This window comes from Vagococcus sp. 211, assembly GCF_056322705.1.
Map to the genome: position 1 here is coordinate 412,901 of NZ_CM150475.1, position 16,599 is coordinate 429,499.

Annotated in this window: 15 protein-coding genes and 1 tRNA gene; 13 read left to right on the forward strand and 3 right to left on the reverse strand. The window is 38.9% G+C overall.

Going from position 1 to position 16,599, the window contains the following annotated elements; translation table 11 throughout:
* The first annotated feature begins 10 nt into the window (after positions 1–10).
* The 4 genes from ACVWM0_RS02105 (at position 11) to ACVWM0_RS02120 (ending at position 3,082) form a co-directional block, all read left to right on the forward strand.
* Positions 11–1,300: a bifunctional folylpolyglutamate synthase/dihydrofolate synthase gene (locus tag ACVWM0_RS02105; protein ID WP_476473004.1), complete on the forward strand. Its 1,290-nt coding sequence runs from the start codon at positions 11–13 to the stop codon at positions 1,298–1,300.
* A 1-nt stretch (position 1,301) separates the two neighbouring features.
* On the forward strand, positions 1,302–1,967 hold the full coding sequence (locus ACVWM0_RS02110; RefSeq protein ID WP_476473005.1) for an HAD family hydrolase: 666 nt from the start codon (positions 1,302–1,304) through the stop codon (positions 1,965–1,967).
* Positions 1,968–2,019: 52 nt separating this feature from the next.
* Entirely contained in the window at positions 2,020–2,697 is a 678-nt protein-coding gene (radC, locus tag ACVWM0_RS02115; RefSeq protein ID WP_476473006.1) for a RadC family protein, read from the forward strand.
* Positions 2,698–2,881: 184 nt separating this feature from the next.
* Positions 2,882–3,082 carry a cold-shock protein gene (locus ACVWM0_RS02120; protein ID WP_476473007.1) on the forward strand — a complete coding sequence of 67 codons (201 nt, stop codon included), beginning with the start codon at positions 2,882–2,884 and terminating at the stop codon, positions 3,080–3,082.
* A 55-nt stretch (positions 3,083–3,137) separates the two neighbouring features.
* On the opposite strand, the gene rnjA is transcribed toward ACVWM0_RS02120, so the two are convergent.
* Together rnjA and ACVWM0_RS02130 are read right to left on the reverse strand one after the other, a co-directional pair.
* A complete protein-coding gene (gene rnjA / locus ACVWM0_RS02125; protein WP_476473008.1) occupies positions 3,138–4,808 on the reverse strand; it encodes a ribonuclease J1 in 1,671 nt (556 codons plus the stop codon).
* Positions 4,809–4,810: 2 nt separating this feature from the next.
* Positions 4,811–5,026, reverse strand: a complete 216-nt coding sequence (locus tag ACVWM0_RS02130) for a DNA-directed RNA polymerase subunit epsilon (protein ID WP_476473009.1) — start codon at positions 5,024–5,026, stop codon at positions 4,811–4,813.
* Between the two features lie 409 nt (positions 5,027–5,435).
* On the opposite strand from ACVWM0_RS02130, the gene ACVWM0_RS02135 reads away from it, so the two are divergent.
* Both ACVWM0_RS02135 and ACVWM0_RS02140 read left to right on the forward strand, forming a co-directional pair.
* Positions 5,436–7,142 carry an ABC transporter ATP-binding protein gene (locus tag ACVWM0_RS02135; RefSeq protein ID WP_476473638.1) on the forward strand — a complete coding sequence of 569 codons (1,707 nt, stop codon included), beginning with the start codon at positions 5,436–5,438 and terminating at the stop codon, positions 7,140–7,142.
* Entirely contained in the window at positions 7,139–8,899 is a 1,761-nt protein-coding gene (locus tag ACVWM0_RS02140) for an ABC transporter ATP-binding protein (protein WP_476473010.1), read from the forward strand. The genes ACVWM0_RS02135 and ACVWM0_RS02140 overlap by 4 nt, the downstream gene beginning before the upstream one ends.
* Before the next feature lie 46 nt (positions 8,900–8,945).
* Here the strand turns inward: ACVWM0_RS02140 and ACVWM0_RS02145 are convergent, their stop codons facing one another.
* Complete coding sequence (locus tag ACVWM0_RS02145) at positions 8,946–9,704, reverse strand: class I SAM-dependent methyltransferase (protein WP_476473011.1); 759 nt, start codon at positions 9,702–9,704, stop codon at positions 8,946–8,948.
* A 147-nt stretch (positions 9,705–9,851) separates the two neighbouring features.
* On the opposite strand from ACVWM0_RS02145, the gene sfsA reads away from it, so the two are divergent.
* From sfsA to ACVWM0_RS02180, 7 genes are all read left to right on the forward strand, one after another.
* Positions 9,852–10,532, forward strand: coding sequence for a DNA/RNA nuclease SfsA (sfsA, locus tag ACVWM0_RS02150; RefSeq protein ID WP_476473639.1), 681 nt, complete (start codon positions 9,852–9,854; stop codon positions 10,530–10,532).
* A gap of 30 nt (positions 10,533–10,562) precedes the next feature.
* On the forward strand, positions 10,563–11,576 hold the full coding sequence (locus ACVWM0_RS02155; RefSeq protein ID WP_476473012.1) for a Gfo/Idh/MocA family protein: 1,014 nt from the start codon (positions 10,563–10,565) through the stop codon (positions 11,574–11,576).
* Positions 11,545–12,891: a DEAD/DEAH box helicase gene (locus ACVWM0_RS02160; RefSeq protein ID WP_476473013.1), complete on the forward strand. Its 1,347-nt coding sequence runs from the start codon at positions 11,545–11,547 to the stop codon at positions 12,889–12,891. Before ACVWM0_RS02155 ends, ACVWM0_RS02160 begins: the two co-directional genes overlap by 32 nt.
* 20 nt (positions 12,892–12,911) lie before the next feature.
* Complete coding sequence (locus ACVWM0_RS02165) at positions 12,912–15,569, forward strand: sigma-54-dependent transcriptional regulator (RefSeq protein ID WP_476473014.1); 2,658 nt, start codon at positions 12,912–12,914, stop codon at positions 15,567–15,569.
* Positions 15,570–15,765: 196 nt separating this feature from the next.
* Complete coding sequence (locus tag ACVWM0_RS02170) at positions 15,766–16,086, forward strand: PTS sugar transporter subunit IIB (RefSeq protein ID WP_476473015.1); 321 nt, start codon at positions 15,766–15,768, stop codon at positions 16,084–16,086.
* Between the two features lie 30 nt (positions 16,087–16,116).
* Positions 16,117–16,434 carry a PTS lactose/cellobiose transporter subunit IIA gene (locus ACVWM0_RS02175; RefSeq protein ID WP_476473016.1) on the forward strand — a complete coding sequence of 106 codons (318 nt, stop codon included), beginning with the start codon at positions 16,117–16,119 and terminating at the stop codon, positions 16,432–16,434.
* A 73-nt stretch (positions 16,435–16,507) separates the two neighbouring features.
* Positions 16,508–16,581 (forward strand) — tRNA-Arg (locus ACVWM0_RS02180).
* The last annotated feature ends 18 nt before the right edge of the window (positions 16,582–16,599 follow it).

The window sequence follows — 16,599 nt, forward strand, 5'->3', positions numbered from 1 at the left end:
ATTGGGCAGTATGACTTATGAAGAAACATTAGCTTGGATTCATAGTCGAACAAAGTTTGGTATTCGACCTGGTTTAACACGAATTAATCACCTATTAGAGTTACTTGATAACCCACAACACAAAGTTAGAACGGTTCATATTGGGGGAACGAATGGTAAAGGCTCTACGACAACCCTATTACGTTGTCTTTTAGAACAACAAGGGTTAAGAGTGGGGACATTTACCTCACCTTATATTGAACGCTTCAATGAGCGTATAGCCATCAATGGCAAACAAATTTCAGACGATGAATTAATGGCTCTTGTTGCTAAAGTGAAACCCTTCGTTGACGAGATGGATCAAGAAGAAGCGTTAAAAAACACCGTAGAATTTGAAATTTTAACTGCCATGATGTTCCAATACTTTGTAGAGACAGAAGTAGATATTGTGTTAGTAGAAGTCGGTCTTGGCGGTAGATACGACTGTACCAATGTGATTACACCCATCGTATCAGGAATTACTACGATTGGCTTAGATCATGTGGACATCTTGGGCGATACCATTGAGGCCATTGCCCATCAAAAAGCGGGGATTATTAAAGAAAATAGACCCGTTGTTTTAGGTAGGGTAGAGGACGCTGCGTTAGAGGTATTTACAAAAGAAGCCAGTCTACTCAATAGTCCCGTCTATCAATACGGCGTGGACTTTAGCAGCACGTACTTAAAACCTGATGCGTCATGGGGCGAGGTCTTTAACTATCAGTCTTCTGACTTAAAAATAGAAGAAGGCCTCATCACATTACTTGGCAAACACCAAGTAGATAATGCCAGTGTGGCGATTCAATTATATGAGATTATCTGTAAAGAATTAGGATTACCAGTCACAAGTAAAGAGGTCAAAAAGGGATTGAAACAAGCTTTTTGGCCTGGTAGAATGGAAAAAATCTCAGAGGAACCATTGATTGTCTTGGATGGGGCTCATAACGAGCATGCCATGGAAGTTCTTGTGGACAACTTGAAGCAAGAGTTTAAGGGCATGAGCATTCACGTTATTTTTGGTGCCTTATCCACAAAAGATGTAGCAGGGATGATTACGGACTTAAAAACAGTGCCGAACTCAAGCTTAAAAGTCACCTCTTTTGATTACCCTAAAGCTTTTACAAAGGATGAATATGAAAGCATGGGACTCTCTGCCTATGACACGTGGCAACAAGCTCTAGCAGAAGTCTTGAAGGAATTAACAGGGGATGATTTAATTTTAATTACCGGCTCCCTTTATTTTATTTCTCAAGTGAGAGAAACCTTATTAGGAGGAAACTAACGTGAAAAATGTGACAGGTGTCATTTTAGATATGGATGGCCTAATCTTTGATACAGAAGCCATTTATAGTGTGACGAATGTAGCAACAGCCCAAGAATTGGGAATGGTTGATTACGATATGGCTTATTACTATACTGAAATTGGTGTGGGTGAAGAAGAAGCCTATGCTAATTATTTTAAAGATTTTCCAGAGGTGCCTAAAGAGACCATTGCCACTTTTTTCAAAGAAAGTCGCCTTCGGTCAATGACTAGGTTTCAAGAGGAAGGTGCCCCTTTAAAAAAAGGTGCATTGGAGTTATTGATGTACCTAAAAGAAGCCGGTATTCCTAGAGTGATTGCATCAAGTAATACGAAAGAAGCCATTTCTACTTTGATTGATAAAGCAGGTATTGCTCATTTATTTGATGATATTGTCTCAGGAGATGACGTGACGCGTGCCAAACCTGATCCTGAAATTGTGTTAAAAGGGTTAGAAAAATTAGGGACCAAAGCAGAAGAAACCTTGATGCTAGAAGACTCAATCAATGGTATCAGAGCCTCTCATTCTGCCAATGTACCAGTTATTATGGTACCTGATTTAATCCAACCAACAGAAGAAGCCTTAGAAAAATCTTATGCCGTTAAACAAGATTTACTTGAGGTTATCACATTTATTAAAGAAAAATAACAAGAAGCCTCTCTTTTGCGTATCTTACTTACGTGAAGGGGAGGCTTATTTAATGGTATCAATAAAAAATAGTTGCATGGATTGTCAACCGAGAGAACGATTAAGAGAAATCGGGGCAGAGTCGTTATCCACTTCGGAGTTATTAGCGATTATGTTAAGAACAGGAACGAAAGACAAGAACGTTTTAACGCTCGCAACAGAGATACTAAGTAGCTTTTCGAGTTTGTCAGAGTTTAAACATGCTACCTTAGAAGAATTAATGGCTCTAGAGGGAATTGGTCCTGTGAAGGCAATAGAACTACATGCTAGCCTAGAACTTGGAAAGCGGTGCTATCAGACTGAACCTATTAAGCATGGTCAGATATTATCAAGTCAAGACATTGGTGAGAGATTAACAGAAGAATTAAAAGAGTTATCGCAAGAAAGATTTTTAGTGCTGTGCTTAAATTCAAAAAATGAAATTATTAAAAAGAAAGTCATCTTTATTGGTTCTCTCAATCGATCATTGGCTCACCCAAGAGAAATCTTTAAGGTGGCTGTGGCTTGCTCTGCGGCGAGTATCATAGTCGCTCATAATCATCCTTCTGGTAATCCAACACCTTCCAAGGCGGATCATGAGATAACGGAGCGTTTTGCTGAATGTGGTGATCTCATGGGCATTCAGTTAGTTGATCATATTGTGGTTGGCTCAAAGGGGTATGTCTCCTTTAAAGAAATGGGTAAATTATGATACAGTGTCTCTTAAGAGAAGTAACTGGATACTTGCAATAAAATTTTAGGTGATGTATGATTATAGTGTAATTTGTTCTTGGTACTTAGATGTTGTTCTAATGGTTTACAGTAGCACCTCTATCGACCGAAACAAGGTTACAAAATTATTAGGTGCTTTGATATGGCACGAGGAGGAAATGAAGATGGCTCAAGGAACAGTAAAATGGTTTAACGCTGAAAAAGGATTTGGATTCATTCAAGAAGAAGAAGGTAACGACGTATTCGTACACTTCTCAGCAATTGAAGGTGAAGGATTCAAAACACTAGAAGAAGGTCAAGCAGTTTCTTTTGAAATTGAAGACACTGATCGTGGACCTCAAGCAGCTAACGTTGTTAAAGCGTAATTTAAATATAACAAAACAAAAAGTGTAAGTAGTTTAACTACTTACACTTTTTTTATTATACTTCTAAGACCATTGGAAGGATCATTGGTTGACGTTCTGTTTTTTCGTATAAGAAAGGTTGAACCGTATTAATAATCACTTCGTTAACCATTGCTTCTGTACAGTTAGGATCTTTTAATGCGCGACGAATCGCGTTAAATAAAAGACGTTGTGTTTCTTGAATCAGTTCACCTGATTCACGCATGTAGATAAAGCCACGTGATAAGATATCTGGACCGGCTACAATAGTGCCTGTTTTGTAATTCACTGTAGCAACAGCTAATACAAGTCCTTCTTCAGAAAGAATGCGACGGTCTTTAAGGACGATATTACCAATATCTCCAATACCATTACCATCCACATACACATCGTCAGCGTGGAAATGTCCCGCATGACGAGCTGAATCTTCTGTTAAGGCTAACACATCACCATTCTCTATAATAAAGCAATTTTCTTTAGGAACACCTGTTGCTTGTGCTGATTTAGAATGGACATTTAACATACGATACTCCCCATGAACAGGAATAAAGTATTTTGGTTTAAGTAATCGTAGTAATAATTTTTGTTCTTGTTGACCACCGTGACCTGATGTATGGATGTTGTTTACTTTTCCATGAATGACACGAGCTCCTGCTTCTGATAATAAGTTAATTAAGCGGTTAACACTGTTAGTATTACCTGGAATTGGAGAACTTGAGAAAATAACCGTATCATCTGGTTGGATAGAAATCTGGCGGTGAGTCCCGTTAGCGATACGACTTAAGGCAGCCATAGGTTCACCTTGAGAACCCGTACATAGAATCATGATTTCTCCAGCTGGATAGCTGTTAATGTCACGACTATCAATAAACGTATCGTCTGGTGCTTTGATGTAGCCAAGTGCACGACCATTAATCATGGCGTTTTCCATACTACGGCCAAAGACAGCTACTTTACGGCCTGTTTTAATTGCTGCTTCTACTGTTTGCTGTAATCTAAAGATATTAGAAGCAAAAGTAGCAAAGATGACACGACCTGGTACTTTTTCGATAATACGTAAAATAGATTCACCAATATCTTTTTCAGATTTAGTGAAATCTGGAATTTCTGCGTTGGTACTATCAGATAGTAAACACAACACGCCTTCTTCACCTAAGCGAGCCATTTTATGTAAATCGGCTGGTTCACCTACTGGCGTAAAGTCAAACTTGAAGTCACCAGAATAGACAATGTTACCGGATGGTGTTTTAACAATGACACCATTCGCTTCTGGAATACTATGAGTCGTACGATAAAAACTAATAGATGTTTTACGGAACTTGATGACAGAGTCTTCATTGACTTCATGAAGCTCAGCATCGCGGAGTAACCCGTGTTCGTCTAACTTGTTTCTGATTAAAGCCATAGCTAACGGTCCAGCATAGACTGGAATGTTGGCTTGTTTTAATAAGAACGGAACGCCACCGATGTGGTCCTCATGACCATGTGTAATAACTAAGGCTTTGACTTTGTTTAGATTTTTTAAGATGTATTGATAGTCAGGAATAACGTAGTCAATACCTAAAAGGTCGTCTTCTGGAAACTTAATCCCAGCATCGATAATGATGATTTCATCTTGGAATTGGACCCCGTACATGTTTTTACCAATTTCACCAAGACCACCAATACCGAAAACACCTGTCTCGTTATTTTTTATTTGGACTTTCATTCTTACTCAAACTCCACTAAAGAGAAGTCAGCATTTTCTTTCTCATATTCTAAATGATTGCCTTCTAGTAGTTGAATCAATTCAATGTTGTAAGGGGTATTCGTTTCAAGGGTTTTACGTGCAATAATTGGTGAGTCCGCTTCAATGTAAAGAGATAATGTTTTTTCTCTTTGTGGGCTACGTGATTTGTCCTCTTGGTAATATACTTTATAGATCATATTTATTTCTCCTTTAATCATTCATTCATTTTTTTATTTTTAAACACAACAAATTTAGGTGCCAGTTTCACCTTGGGTCGCCTATGAGCATTAAAAAACGAGTTTTTAATGCGATGAAACCTCGTGTTTGTTTCACCATTTAATTTGTTCATTCACCGTCATATTAGGGAGTTGTGTTCTCCAACAATTAGGTTCATTCTATCATAATTGGTTAAAATTGTATAGAAACATTCACCCGCCATAAAGAAGTTCTGATTTCAGTTATTTTATGTTTTTTGAAAGGGAATGCTTTCATTTTGAGAACATATTTGTTAGACTTTGATAGATAAACATCTCATTTAATTGATTTTTTTATAAATATGAAAGAAAAGTGGAAGGTGATTGATTGAAAACAATGTGGCATTACGCGATGAAGCAAAAAGGATTACTATTTTTAAACTTTTTATGCGTCTTCGGTTTCATTGGGATTGAGTTAGGTTTGCCAACCTTGTTAGCAAAAATGCTAGATGTAGGGATTGTGAACCAAGATTATGATTACATTAAAAAAATGGGAGTATGGATGATTCTGTTAACCGCTGTTGGCGTGGTGCTGAATTTATGCTTGTCTGTAGTAGGGGCAAGGCTTAATACCCGGTTAATTAAAGAGATGAGAAATGACATGATGACGAACATTCAGACATACTCTCATCAAGAATACGAAACCATCGGGATTTCTTCATTAATTACAAGAACGACGAACGATGCGTTTCAAGTGATGACCTTTATGGGAATGATTCTAAGAATGGGGTTTATTACCCCTCTGATGTTTATTGCTAGTATTTATATGATTGTTAGAACCAGTCCATCATTATCAGTGTTTATATACGGGGCGTTGCCGGTTCTGTTGGTAGGTATTTTTATCATTGCCAAAAAATCCAAACCCTTATCTGAAAAACAACAAAGCAGTCTAGATAAGATCAACATGATTTTAAGGGAGAATTTAACAGGACTTAGAGTGATTCGTGCTTTCGTCAATGAGCGATTCGAAGAAGGACGTTTCAAGAAGGAAAATGAGGGGTATGCAGATAATTCTAAACGATTGTTTAAATTAATGGCTTCTGCTCAACCGGGTTTTTTCTTCTTGTTTAATATTATTACTGTGTTAGTTATTTGGTTTGGTAGCGTTCAAATTGACGCTGGGAATTTAGAAGTGGGAAATTTAATTGCGTTTATTGAATACATTTTCCATGCCCTCTTTTCATTTATGCTCTTTTCAGTGGTCTTTATGATGTACCCAAGAGCTGCAGTATCTGCAGGGCGTGTACAAGAGGTTCTAGATCTTAAAGCAGAGATAGAGTCTCCTAAAAATGGGGTCACAGAAACAAGGACACAAGGGGTCATTCGTTTTGAGGATGTTTCCTTTGCTTATCCTGGTCAAACAGAGAGTCCGGTGATTCGTAATGTGTCTTTTGAAGCCCATCCTGGTCAAACGATAGCTTTTATTGGAAGTACAGGTAGTGGGAAATCCACGTTGATTCAATTGATACCTAGATTCTACGATGTGACAAAAGGGTCTGTGTTAATTGACGGAGTAGATGTTCGTGAGTACGATCTCAAAACATTGCGTCAAAAAATTGGTTATATTCCACAAAAAGCCTTATTATTCTCAGGAACGATTCGAGATAATTTGCGCTACGGTAAACCAGATGCCACAGAAGAAGAGATGTTAGAAGCCATTGATATAGCCCAAGGCTCAGAATTCATTAGTCAAAAAGAATTAGGCTTGGATGAACCTGTGTCAGAAGGGGGTTCTAACTTTTCAGGTGGTCAAAAGCAGCGGTTAGCCATAGCCAGAGCCATCATTAGAAAACCAAACATCTATATTTTTGATGACAGTTTTTCGGCCTTGGATTACAAAACAGATGCGGCACTGCGCCATCGATTGAAACAAGAAACAACGGAATCGACTGTCTTAATTGTTGCCCAACGTGTGAGTAGCATTATGACGGCGGATCAAATTGTGGTCTTAAACGAAGGAAACGTGGTCGGTATAGGGACCCATCAAGAATTATTAAAAAATTGTCAGGTGTATTATGACATTGCATCGAGTCAATTAACAGAGGAGGAATTAGAATGAAAGAGGGATTAAGCTCATTAAAACGCCTGTATTCATATATTTCTCCTTATAAAGTAGCCTTTTTCGGGGCTTTGTTTATGGCCGTCACATCGATTGCGATGAACGGATTACTGCCCTTTGTCACAGGCCTGCCAACCACCCGCATTATTAAGAATTTAGCGAAGGGTGAAGGGGTAGATTTTAACTACATTAGTAAAGTGCTGATCGTTGTGCTAATCATTGGTTCTATTTATAGTTTAGCCAGTTATGCGTCTCAGTATCTGATGACAAACGTGGTGCAACATGCTATGAGAGATTTGAGAAAAGACATCACAGAAAAGATTAACCGATTGCCTGTGTCTTATTTTGATACGAATCAATTTGGGGATGTGTTATCTCGAGTAACCAACGATGTGGATGCCGTGGGGAACGCGATGCAGCAAAGCTTCATCGCTATCGTTAATGCGGTATTAGGGATTATCATTGCGGTTGTTGCCATGCTATTAATCAATGTGAAGTTAGCATTGATTGTTATGACGATTATTCCTTTGTCATTGCTTGTCTCTAAATTAGTAGTGACATTGTCCCAAAAATATTTTAAAGAACAACAAAAGTCATTAGGAAATCTGAACGGTTTCGTTCAAGAAAACTTAACAGGCTTTCAAATTTTAAAATTATTCGGGCGTGAAGAGCAAACCATTGAGGACTTTAAGTCGGTTAATAGCCAGTTAGCAGAAAATGGCTTTAAAGCAGCCGCTATCTCAGGCATGTTGATGCCATTGGTCAATTTGACGGCATACAGTGCTTATATTGGCGTGGCTGTTACGGGGTCGTTTATGGTCATTGGGGGAACGTTACTTGTTGGTAACCTTCAAGCGTTCATTCAATATGTTTGGCAAGTGAACCAACCTATGGGTCAAATCAGTCAGCTGTCTTCCGTTTTACAAAGTGCGTCAGCTGCAACGAAACGTGTCTTTGAGATACTGGATGAAGCAGAAGATGACGTCAACGAAACAGACGTACCTCTCCCTACAGAGATTAGAGGCGATGTCACCTTTGAACAGGTGTCTTTCAGCTATGACCCAAACAAACCTCTGATAAAAGATCTAAACGTCACAGTAAAAAGTGGACAAACCGTAGCGATTGTTGGTCCGACTGGTGCTGGTAAAACAACCTTAATTAACTTATTGATGCGTTTTTACGATGTGACAGAAGGAGCCATCAAGATTGATGGCATTGACACAAAAGAGATGAACCGAAGCGATGTTCGTTCGTTATTCGGCATGGTCTTACAAGATGCTTGGCTTTATAACGGCACCATTGCTGATAACATTCGCTTTGGTAAGTTAGATGCTGAGGAATACGAAGTAGTGGATGCAGCCAAAACAGCGAACGTGGATCATTTCATTCGCACCATGCCTGGTGGATATGAAATGGTGATTAATGAAGAAGGGGACAACATTTCTTTAGGTCAAAAACAATTGTTGACGATCGCCAGAGCTGTTATCTCAGATCCTAAAATTCTTATTCTAGATGAAGCCACCAGTTCAGTGGATACCAGGTTAGAAAAATTAATTCAAACAGCCATGGAGAAAGTCATGGAAGGGCGCACCAGTTTTGTGATTGCTCATAGACTATCCACCATTAAAAATGCGGACTTAATTCTTGTGATGGACCAAGGCCAAATTATCGAGCAAGGAACTCATGACGAATTAATCGCAGCACAGGGCTTTTACGAAACCTTGTACAACAGTCAATTCTCAGAAGAAGCAGAATAATAGTCAAAAGAGGCTGAACCGCATATAGGGGTCAGCCTCTTTTGTGTTATTTCGTTGCTTCAAAGGTAATCAATTGATTACTGTTGACAGGCGGCATTTCGTAATCATAATCCGCACTGATAATGATGTTGTTGAAGCCTACTTTTTCAAGCATTAATTTGAATTCATTTAAGCCATACCAACGGAGTAAAAAGCGTTGTAACTCGGTTTCTACTAATTGCCCCTCTTGCCATTTCTCGTACTTCAAATAGCTAATAATGTGTTGGTCTAACCAGTCAATATCAATCACTTTACGCTCTAAGGTAATACCTTCAGTCTTAGATATTGGGTGGGTTGAGGTAATAATTTCGTCCACTTCTGGATAAAAGGGAATGTCCAAGTCGATAATCACTCGTCCGCCAACGTTTAAATGACGGTAGAAATTAGCCAATGTTTCCCATGCTTTTTCTTCTGTCTCGATGAGACAAAAGGTAGCCGTTGGCATAATAATCGCATCGTAAAGAGTGCCCTTAATGTCAAAAGAGGCTAAATCACCAGTGTATAAGGGTGTCTCTAGACCACTAGCTCTAAGATGTGTTTGACATTGCGCTAGCATGTCTTTTGATTGATCCAATCCCTCCACATCAAAGCCCGAGGTAAGAAGAGGTAATAAGACACGACCTGTCCCAACACCTGCTTCTAGTATTTTTCCTTTGACCCCGCAAAGGCGTTCTGTGTAGTAAGCGATATCCCCGTTTAAATCAGAACCCACAGGTTTGGTTAATTCATAAACTTCTGTTGCTAAAGGACCATAATTTTTAAACATATTAAACCTCCTTCATTGTTGTTTCTATTATTGATGAGATATCATAAAAAGGCAAGGAGCTTTCATTTTTTTTAGGCACAATGAATGTTATAATTTAAGTAGAAATAGGGGGAGAGAGGCGTGGCGATATACGAAGCAGTCGAAATTATGACATTTAAAGAAAGACACAATAGATTTGTTGCGACATGTACGACGCCTTCTGGAGAAGATGTCACCGTTCATGTCAAGAACACTGGAAGATGTAAAGAATTATTGATTCCAGGCGTGTGTGTGGCTGTTAATTATCAAGATAAGCCCACGCGTAAAACAAAGTACGATTTGGTTGCCGTAAAAAAAGAGGCAGCGTGGTTTAATATAGACAGTCAAATACCAAATGAGTTGGTAGAAGAAGGAATTGAGCAAAAAAGGATAAAATTTGATATACTAAAGGGCAATATCCTCCATGTCAGACGTGAGTATACGTATCAAGACTCTCGTTTTGATTTTTTTATTGAAACAGACCAAAAGGAAAAGCTGTTAGTGGAAGTCAAAGGAATGACATTGGAACATCAAAAGATCGGCTCATTCCCTGATGCACCCTCTCTTAGAGGGCTTAAACACGTGGAGACCCTCATAGAAGCGCAAAAGGACGGCTTTTTAGTCGGTGTGATTTTTGTGGCTCAGTTTGAGGATATTCTATATGGAACGATTAACGGAGAGATGCAACAGGCGTTAGAAGATGCTTTTAGAAAAGGGATAGAAACAGGCTTGTCCGTCCAGGTCTATAACTGTGATGTGACACCATCTGTCATCAGTATTAAGAATAAGAAACCATTTAAATTAAGATAAGCACAATCAGAGAAAGGAATGGCATGTGATATGTTAAAGTTAGGAATCATTGGAACAAACTGGATTACGCATCAATTTGTGGAGGCAGCAATTGAAAGCGGTGAGTATACGCTGGCTTCAGTCTACTCAAGACGAGCAGACAACGCAGAGCAATTTGCAGAAAAATACGATAACGCAAAAGAGGTTAGTATTGAAACGGACTTTAAAGCGTTTGTCTCATCACCGAATGTTGATGTGATTTACATAGCGTCACCGAATAGTCTGCATTTTAGTCAAGCCAAAGCAGCAATACTGGCAGGGAAACATGTGATTGTGGAAAAACCATTAGTGTCAACTTATGCGGAATTATCAGAATTGATTGAGCTATCAGAAGAAAAAGAAGTCTTTTTATTTGAAGCGGCTCGTCACATTCATGAAGAAAACTTTAAATATGTATCGAATTACATTAAAGGAAAAGACAAGGTACTAGGTGCTAACTTAAGCTTTATGAAGTACTCTTCTCGCTACAATGCCTTATTAAAAGGGGAAGAACCCAACATCTTTTCTGCCAAATATTCAGGTGGGGCCTTAATGGATTTAGGGGTTTACTTATTATATGCAGCAGTGGATTGGTTCGGCAAACCAAAAGACGTGTATTATTTTGCGCAGAAATTACCCACAGGTGTGGATGGATTAGGTACAATGATTTTACGTTACGACGGCCATGATGTGACGTTATCCACAGGTAAAAATGCGAATAGTTTCTTACCATCAGAAATTTATTTTGAGGACGAAACATTAATATTAGATGCAATCAACTGGATTGAATCTATTACGGTTCAACCATTAAAAGAAGCAACAGAGCCCTTAGAAAATAGAGCAAAAAAAGCCTCAGAGAATCCAATGATTGATGAAGCTTTAGCCTTTGCAGATGTCATTCATCACCCAAACAGTATTCAACAACAAAAAGATTACCAAGACTGGATTCAACTAGCCAGAGACGTACATAGTACGATGGAAAAATTAAGAAAACATGCTGAGATTGTATTCGAAGCAGACAAATAAGAAAGTAGATGTGACAAACATGACAACCGAGAATCAATTACCAGAAGTATGGCAACAGAGATGGGAAAAGGAAGGCTTTACTCAACCAACGTTAATCCAAACAAGAATGGCTGAATTAATCAAAGAAGACAAGAGTGTCTTAGGGATTTCTCCTACAGGATCAGGGAAAACCTTGGCTTATTTATTACCAGCTTTACAACGAGTGACACAAGGAGAAGGGAACCAGTTACTTATTTTGTTACCCTCTCAAGAACTAGCGAGTCAAGTGGCTCAAGTGGCAAGAGATTGGGGCAAAGACCTATCTTTAAATGTTCAAACCTTACTCGGCGGTGCTAATATCAAACGCCAATTAGAACGCTTGAAAAAACGCCCAGAAGTATTAGTTGGGACACCAGGACGTGTGCTTGAATTAATCAAAGCTAAAAAAATCAAAGCTCATTTGATTAATACCCTTGTCTTAGATGAGATTGACGATTTAGTGAAAGACCGTGAATACAATGCCACAAAATCAATCATTAAATCAGTCATGGGAGAAACCCAAATTATTGGCGTTTCTGCAACAGGAGAAGCGGTCATCCCACAATTAGCTTCTATTTTTAAAGTAGAACCTGAGATTGTGGACGTTACGAAAGAAGACGATACAAAGGGTGTGATTCATCACCAATACATTGTGACCCCTGTGCGTAAACGTTCTGAAGTGTTGCGTCGTTTGGCTCATATTGAAGGATTTAGAGGCCTTGTTTTCTTTAATCAATTAAGTGAACTTGGTGCGGCTTCCGAACGGTTAGATTTTTTAGGCATTAGACATCAAACCTTAGCGTCTGATCAACATCAATCAGAACGTAAAAAAGCCATTCAAGACTTTTCTGACGGACGTGTTTCCTTATTACTAACCACAGATATTGGTGCTAGAGGATTAGATTTTTCAGACCTTTATTATGTGGTTCAATACGACATGGTTCAAGACAGTGATACTTATATTCACCGTTCTGGCCGTATCGGACGTATGGGCAAAGATGGTGCGGTAATTAGTTTAGTCAATGACCGTGAATTACGAGAATTCAAAAAAATGTTAACAAGTATTGGTCGTAGCGGGGAAGAAGTATTTGCCAGTCACGGACAATTATACATCGAGCGACCAGAGTCAGAAGAAGTAGAAGAAACAGTGGTCAAAGAAAAGAAAGTTAAAAAAGACTATGTACCAAAAGAGAACAAAGAGAGCAAAGAAAGCACACGACCTGCTCCACAACCTAAGAAGAAAAAGAAAAAGAACCGTGTGAACAAAAACAAAGGGGCTAGCTGGAAAAAAGATTAATTAGGAAAGGAGGATGAGGAATGAACCGCAAAGAAGAGATTTATCATGTGTTAAGTCAATCAAGCAAACCCTTGAGTGCGAGTAACGTGGCTGATTATCTTTCTTTAGACCGGAGTAACGTGAGTCGGTATCTCTTTGAACTACACGAAGACGGAGACATTCACCGGATTGAAGGACGTCCTGTTTTGTACCAAGTTCAGGGCAAACTACCGAAGAATCGCCTCGTCTCCTTTGATTATTTAGTCGGGTTAGAGGACTCGTTAAAGGTTCCCATACAACAAGGGAAAGCGGCCATGTTGTATCCTCCAAATGGCTTACACACCATTATTTTTGGTGAGAGCGGGACAGGTAAGTCCTTGTTCGCAGAATGTATGTATGAATTTGGCCTTGCTTCCAATATGTTGGAAGACAAGGCTCCTTTCATCTCTTTTAACTGTGCTGATTATGCGAGTAATCCACAACTGCTATTTAGTCATATCTTCGGTGTGAAAAAAGGAGCATTTACAGGAGCTGAAGAGGATAAGTCAGGATTAATTAGCCAAGCCGATGGTGGTATTTTATTTTTAGATGAAATTCACCGTTTACCACCAGAAGGTCAAGAGATGTTATTTACGTTTATTGATAAAGGGGAATACCGTCCTCTTGGTGAAAGTTCAGACGTTCATCAGGCGAGAGTACAAATCATTGGTGCCACAACGGAATCTTCAGACATATTTCTAACGACATTTAAGCGCCGAATTCCTATGAGTATTATATTACCTCCCTTATCGGAACGACGATTAGAAGAGAGAGTCAATATCATTACTTTATTTTTAAAACAAGAAGCCACACGATTGAACCAGACCATTGTCATGGATCGTAATGCCTTATTAGGGTTTATTTTATACAATGCAGAAGGGAACATTGGCCAAATTAAACGGGACTTGAAGTTAGTTTGTGCCAAGGCATTCTTGAATTATCGCACCAAGGAAGAGGAACAATTAGTCATTCAAGTGACAGATCTTCCCTTGTTCGTTCAAAAGGGATTGTTAAAACGAAAAGAAAAGGCCGAAGCGCTGAACCGGTTATTAGAGGGCTATCACAGTGATGTTTATTTTGAGCCTGGCACAACAGATAAAGTTTGGTCTCAAGATGTCACACAAAACATGGATGTGTACTCAAATATTGATGAAGATGTCTTATCACTTGGAGAATTTGAACCGGGAAATGTGGATTTAGAAGCTTTGATGGATAAGAACATTCACCAGTATTTTGAAGTCTATGTGGATGAGTTGTCACGGAACGATATCCACAAAGAATTGATTGAAGAAGATATTTGGACTCTGATGGATACCTTGTATGATGTAGCAGAAGAGCGACTAGATAGATGTTTTAATCAGAAGACACGTTTTACCTTTGCCCTACATTTACAGAGTAGTGTGGAGCGGATTAAGCAGAACCGAGGGATTGTTCACCCCAATCTCAATGAGGTACGAAAAAAATACCTAACAGAATTTCAAGTCGCGATTGAATTGTCAGGTATGATTGAAACGGCGTTAGATATCGAGATTCCTTTCGATGAGATTGGCTTTATAACCATGTTTTTGACCCTGGACTTAAGCGATGAACAACAAAGTGATGACAAACAAGTGGCAGTGTTCTTATTGATGCATGGTCAATCAACGGCAACGAGTATGCTAGAAGCAGTGCAAGAATTATTGGGGACAACAGCTGGTGTCGCCTTTAATATGCCGCTAGATATGGAAGTCACGGGCATGTACAATGACGTGAAACACTATGTCTTAGATAACAAAGAAGCCTTGTCAAAAGGGGTGCTTTTACTCACTGATATGGGTTCTTTGAATTCCTTTGGTCATATGTTAATGGAAGAAACAGGGGTGGTGATTAAGTCCATCTCTATGGTGACCACTTTGGTGGTTTTAGAAGCGGTTCGACTAGCCAGCAGTGGTAGGGGACTGAAGGATATTTATAACAACATTCAGCTATCCTTTGAATCGGCGGTTCATGCCCAATTCAAGTTGACAGAAAATCGTCCAAAAGCGGTTGTAGTGGCTTGTTTTACAGGAGAAGGGGTAGCTAAAAAATTGTATGAACACATTGAACCTAGCTTGAAAGAGAAAGACGTTCACTTGATTCGGATGCAGTTTTTAGAGAAAAAGACCTTCATGGACCGAATAGACGAACTCCTTGAAACCTATGATATCAAAGCGATTGTTGGAACCGTTGATGTCAGGTATCATCATATTCCGTTTTTCTCTGCCTATGATGTGTTTCAGGAGAAGGGGTTAGCTCAGCTAAATGAATTATTTAGCGAAGAGTTGTCTGTTGAAGCCATAGCCTCCTCATTGGAGGGGGTATTTAAGAAAATTGATACCCCTGTTGAATTAATGAGAGACGTGAAAAAAAGCGTCATAAAAATAGAAAAAGAATTAAGCCTTACCTTAACGCCAGGCGTTTTAACTGGGATGATGTTACATGTAGCTATCCTTATTGATAACTTATTGTCGGGTGATCATATGCGATTGTTTCATAATTTTACAGAATTTAAGAAGCAATATCGTTATGATATGGATATTGTCACCATGGGGGTTTCTCTATTGGAACATCAATACGGGGTGTCCTTACCAGAAGATGAGATAGCGTATTTAACAGAGATGTACGTCAAAAATGCAGTATAAGAAAGAGAGGATTCATCTTAAAAGCACACACTAATTTAGTGTGTGCTTTTTTTGTGTCTTAGTGTGTAACTAGAAAGCTTGATTTGATACTGTTTGTTATGGAATAAGTTGGCACGGTAATTGCTTTATATAAAGTGTTGCAGGATTTAAGTAAGTGAAACAACGGATAGCAAAATAAAAACGAGGAGTGACGATTATGTCAGAAAAAACAATTATGTTAGTGTGTTCAGCAGGAATGAGTACTAGTTTATTAGTAACAAAAATGCAAAAAGCAGCCACAGAAAAAGGGATTGAAGCAAATATTTTTGCCGTATCCGCATCAGAAGCAGACAAAATTATTAAAGATAAAAAAGTAGATGTGATGTTATTAGGACCACAAGTTCGTTTCATGAAAGCACAATTCGAGAAAAAATTAGAAGGAAAAGACATTCCATTAGAAGTCATTAACATGAGTGACTACGGTTTGATGAATGGCGAAAACGTATTAAATCAAGCATTAACATTAATGGGTGAGTAGATCGCTCCAAAAAGGTAAGGGGAAATCAAGATGGATGAACAAAATTTAGAAGCAATCATGGGACTAATTATGAATTCTGGGAATGCAAAAAGCGATGCAATGGAAGCCCTTCAAGCAGCGAAAAAAGGCAACTTTGAAGAAGCGGATGAGAAAATGGCAAGTGCCGATGAGTCATTAATCAAAGCGCATCAATCTCAAACGGGCTTGTTAACAAAAGAAGCGCAAGGAGACAATATGGCGATTACGTTATTGACGGTACACAGTCAAGATCACCTTATGACATCTATTACTTTTAAAGAATTAGCGCAAGAAATCATAGAGGTGTATCGTAAACTGGATGAGAAGTAAGGGCCTGCGTTTTAGGCTCTTTTTTTTGTGGACAAATGTGTCATTTAATGAGAAAATAAGTCTATTGATTTTTGCGCTCGTAGCTCAGTAGGATAGAGCAATCGCCTCCTAAGCGATAGGTCGTACGTTCGATTCGTATCGGGCGCGTAAAAAAGCCAACCCATC

Coding starts and splice junctions, on each gene's coding strand:
- ACVWM0_RS02120 (WP_476473007.1), top strand. CDS start 2,882: ATGGCTCAAGGAACAGTAAAATGGTTTAACGCTGAAAAAGGATTTGGA.
- ACVWM0_RS02135 (WP_476473638.1), top strand. CDS start 5,436: ATGAAGCAAAAAGGATTACTATTTTTAAACTTTTTATGCGTCTTCGGT.
- sfsA (WP_476473639.1), top strand. CDS start 9,852: ATGACATTTAAAGAAAGACACAATAGATTTGTTGCGACATGTACGACG.
- ACVWM0_RS02140 (WP_476473010.1), top strand. CDS start 7,139: ATGAAAGAGGGATTAAGCTCATTAAAACGCCTGTATTCATATATTTCT.
- ACVWM0_RS02155 (WP_476473012.1), top strand. CDS start 10,563: ATGTTAAAGTTAGGAATCATTGGAACAAACTGGATTACGCATCAATTT.
- rnjA (WP_476473008.1), bottom strand. CDS start 4,808: ATGAAAGTCCAAATAAAAAATAACGAGACAGGTGTTTTCGGTATTGGT.
- radC (WP_476473006.1), top strand. CDS start 2,020: ATGGTATCAATAAAAAATAGTTGCATGGATTGTCAACCGAGAGAACGA.
- ACVWM0_RS02175 (WP_476473016.1), top strand. CDS start 16,117: ATGGATGAACAAAATTTAGAAGCAATCATGGGACTAATTATGAATTCT.
- ACVWM0_RS02130 (WP_476473009.1), bottom strand. CDS start 5,026: ATGATCTATAAAGTATATTACCAAGAGGACAAATCACGTAGCCCACAA.
- ACVWM0_RS02105 (WP_476473004.1), top strand. CDS start 11: ATGACTTATGAAGAAACATTAGCTTGGATTCATAGTCGAACAAAGTTT.
- ACVWM0_RS02145 (WP_476473011.1), bottom strand. CDS start 9,704: ATGTTTAAAAATTATGGTCCTTTAGCAACAGAAGTTTATGAATTAACC.
- ACVWM0_RS02165 (WP_476473014.1), top strand. CDS start 12,912: ATGAACCGCAAAGAAGAGATTTATCATGTGTTAAGTCAATCAAGCAAA.
- ACVWM0_RS02170 (WP_476473015.1), top strand. CDS start 15,766: ATGTCAGAAAAAACAATTATGTTAGTGTGTTCAGCAGGAATGAGTACT.
- ACVWM0_RS02160 (WP_476473013.1), top strand. CDS start 11,545: ATGCTGAGATTGTATTCGAAGCAGACAAATAAGAAAGTAGATGTGACA.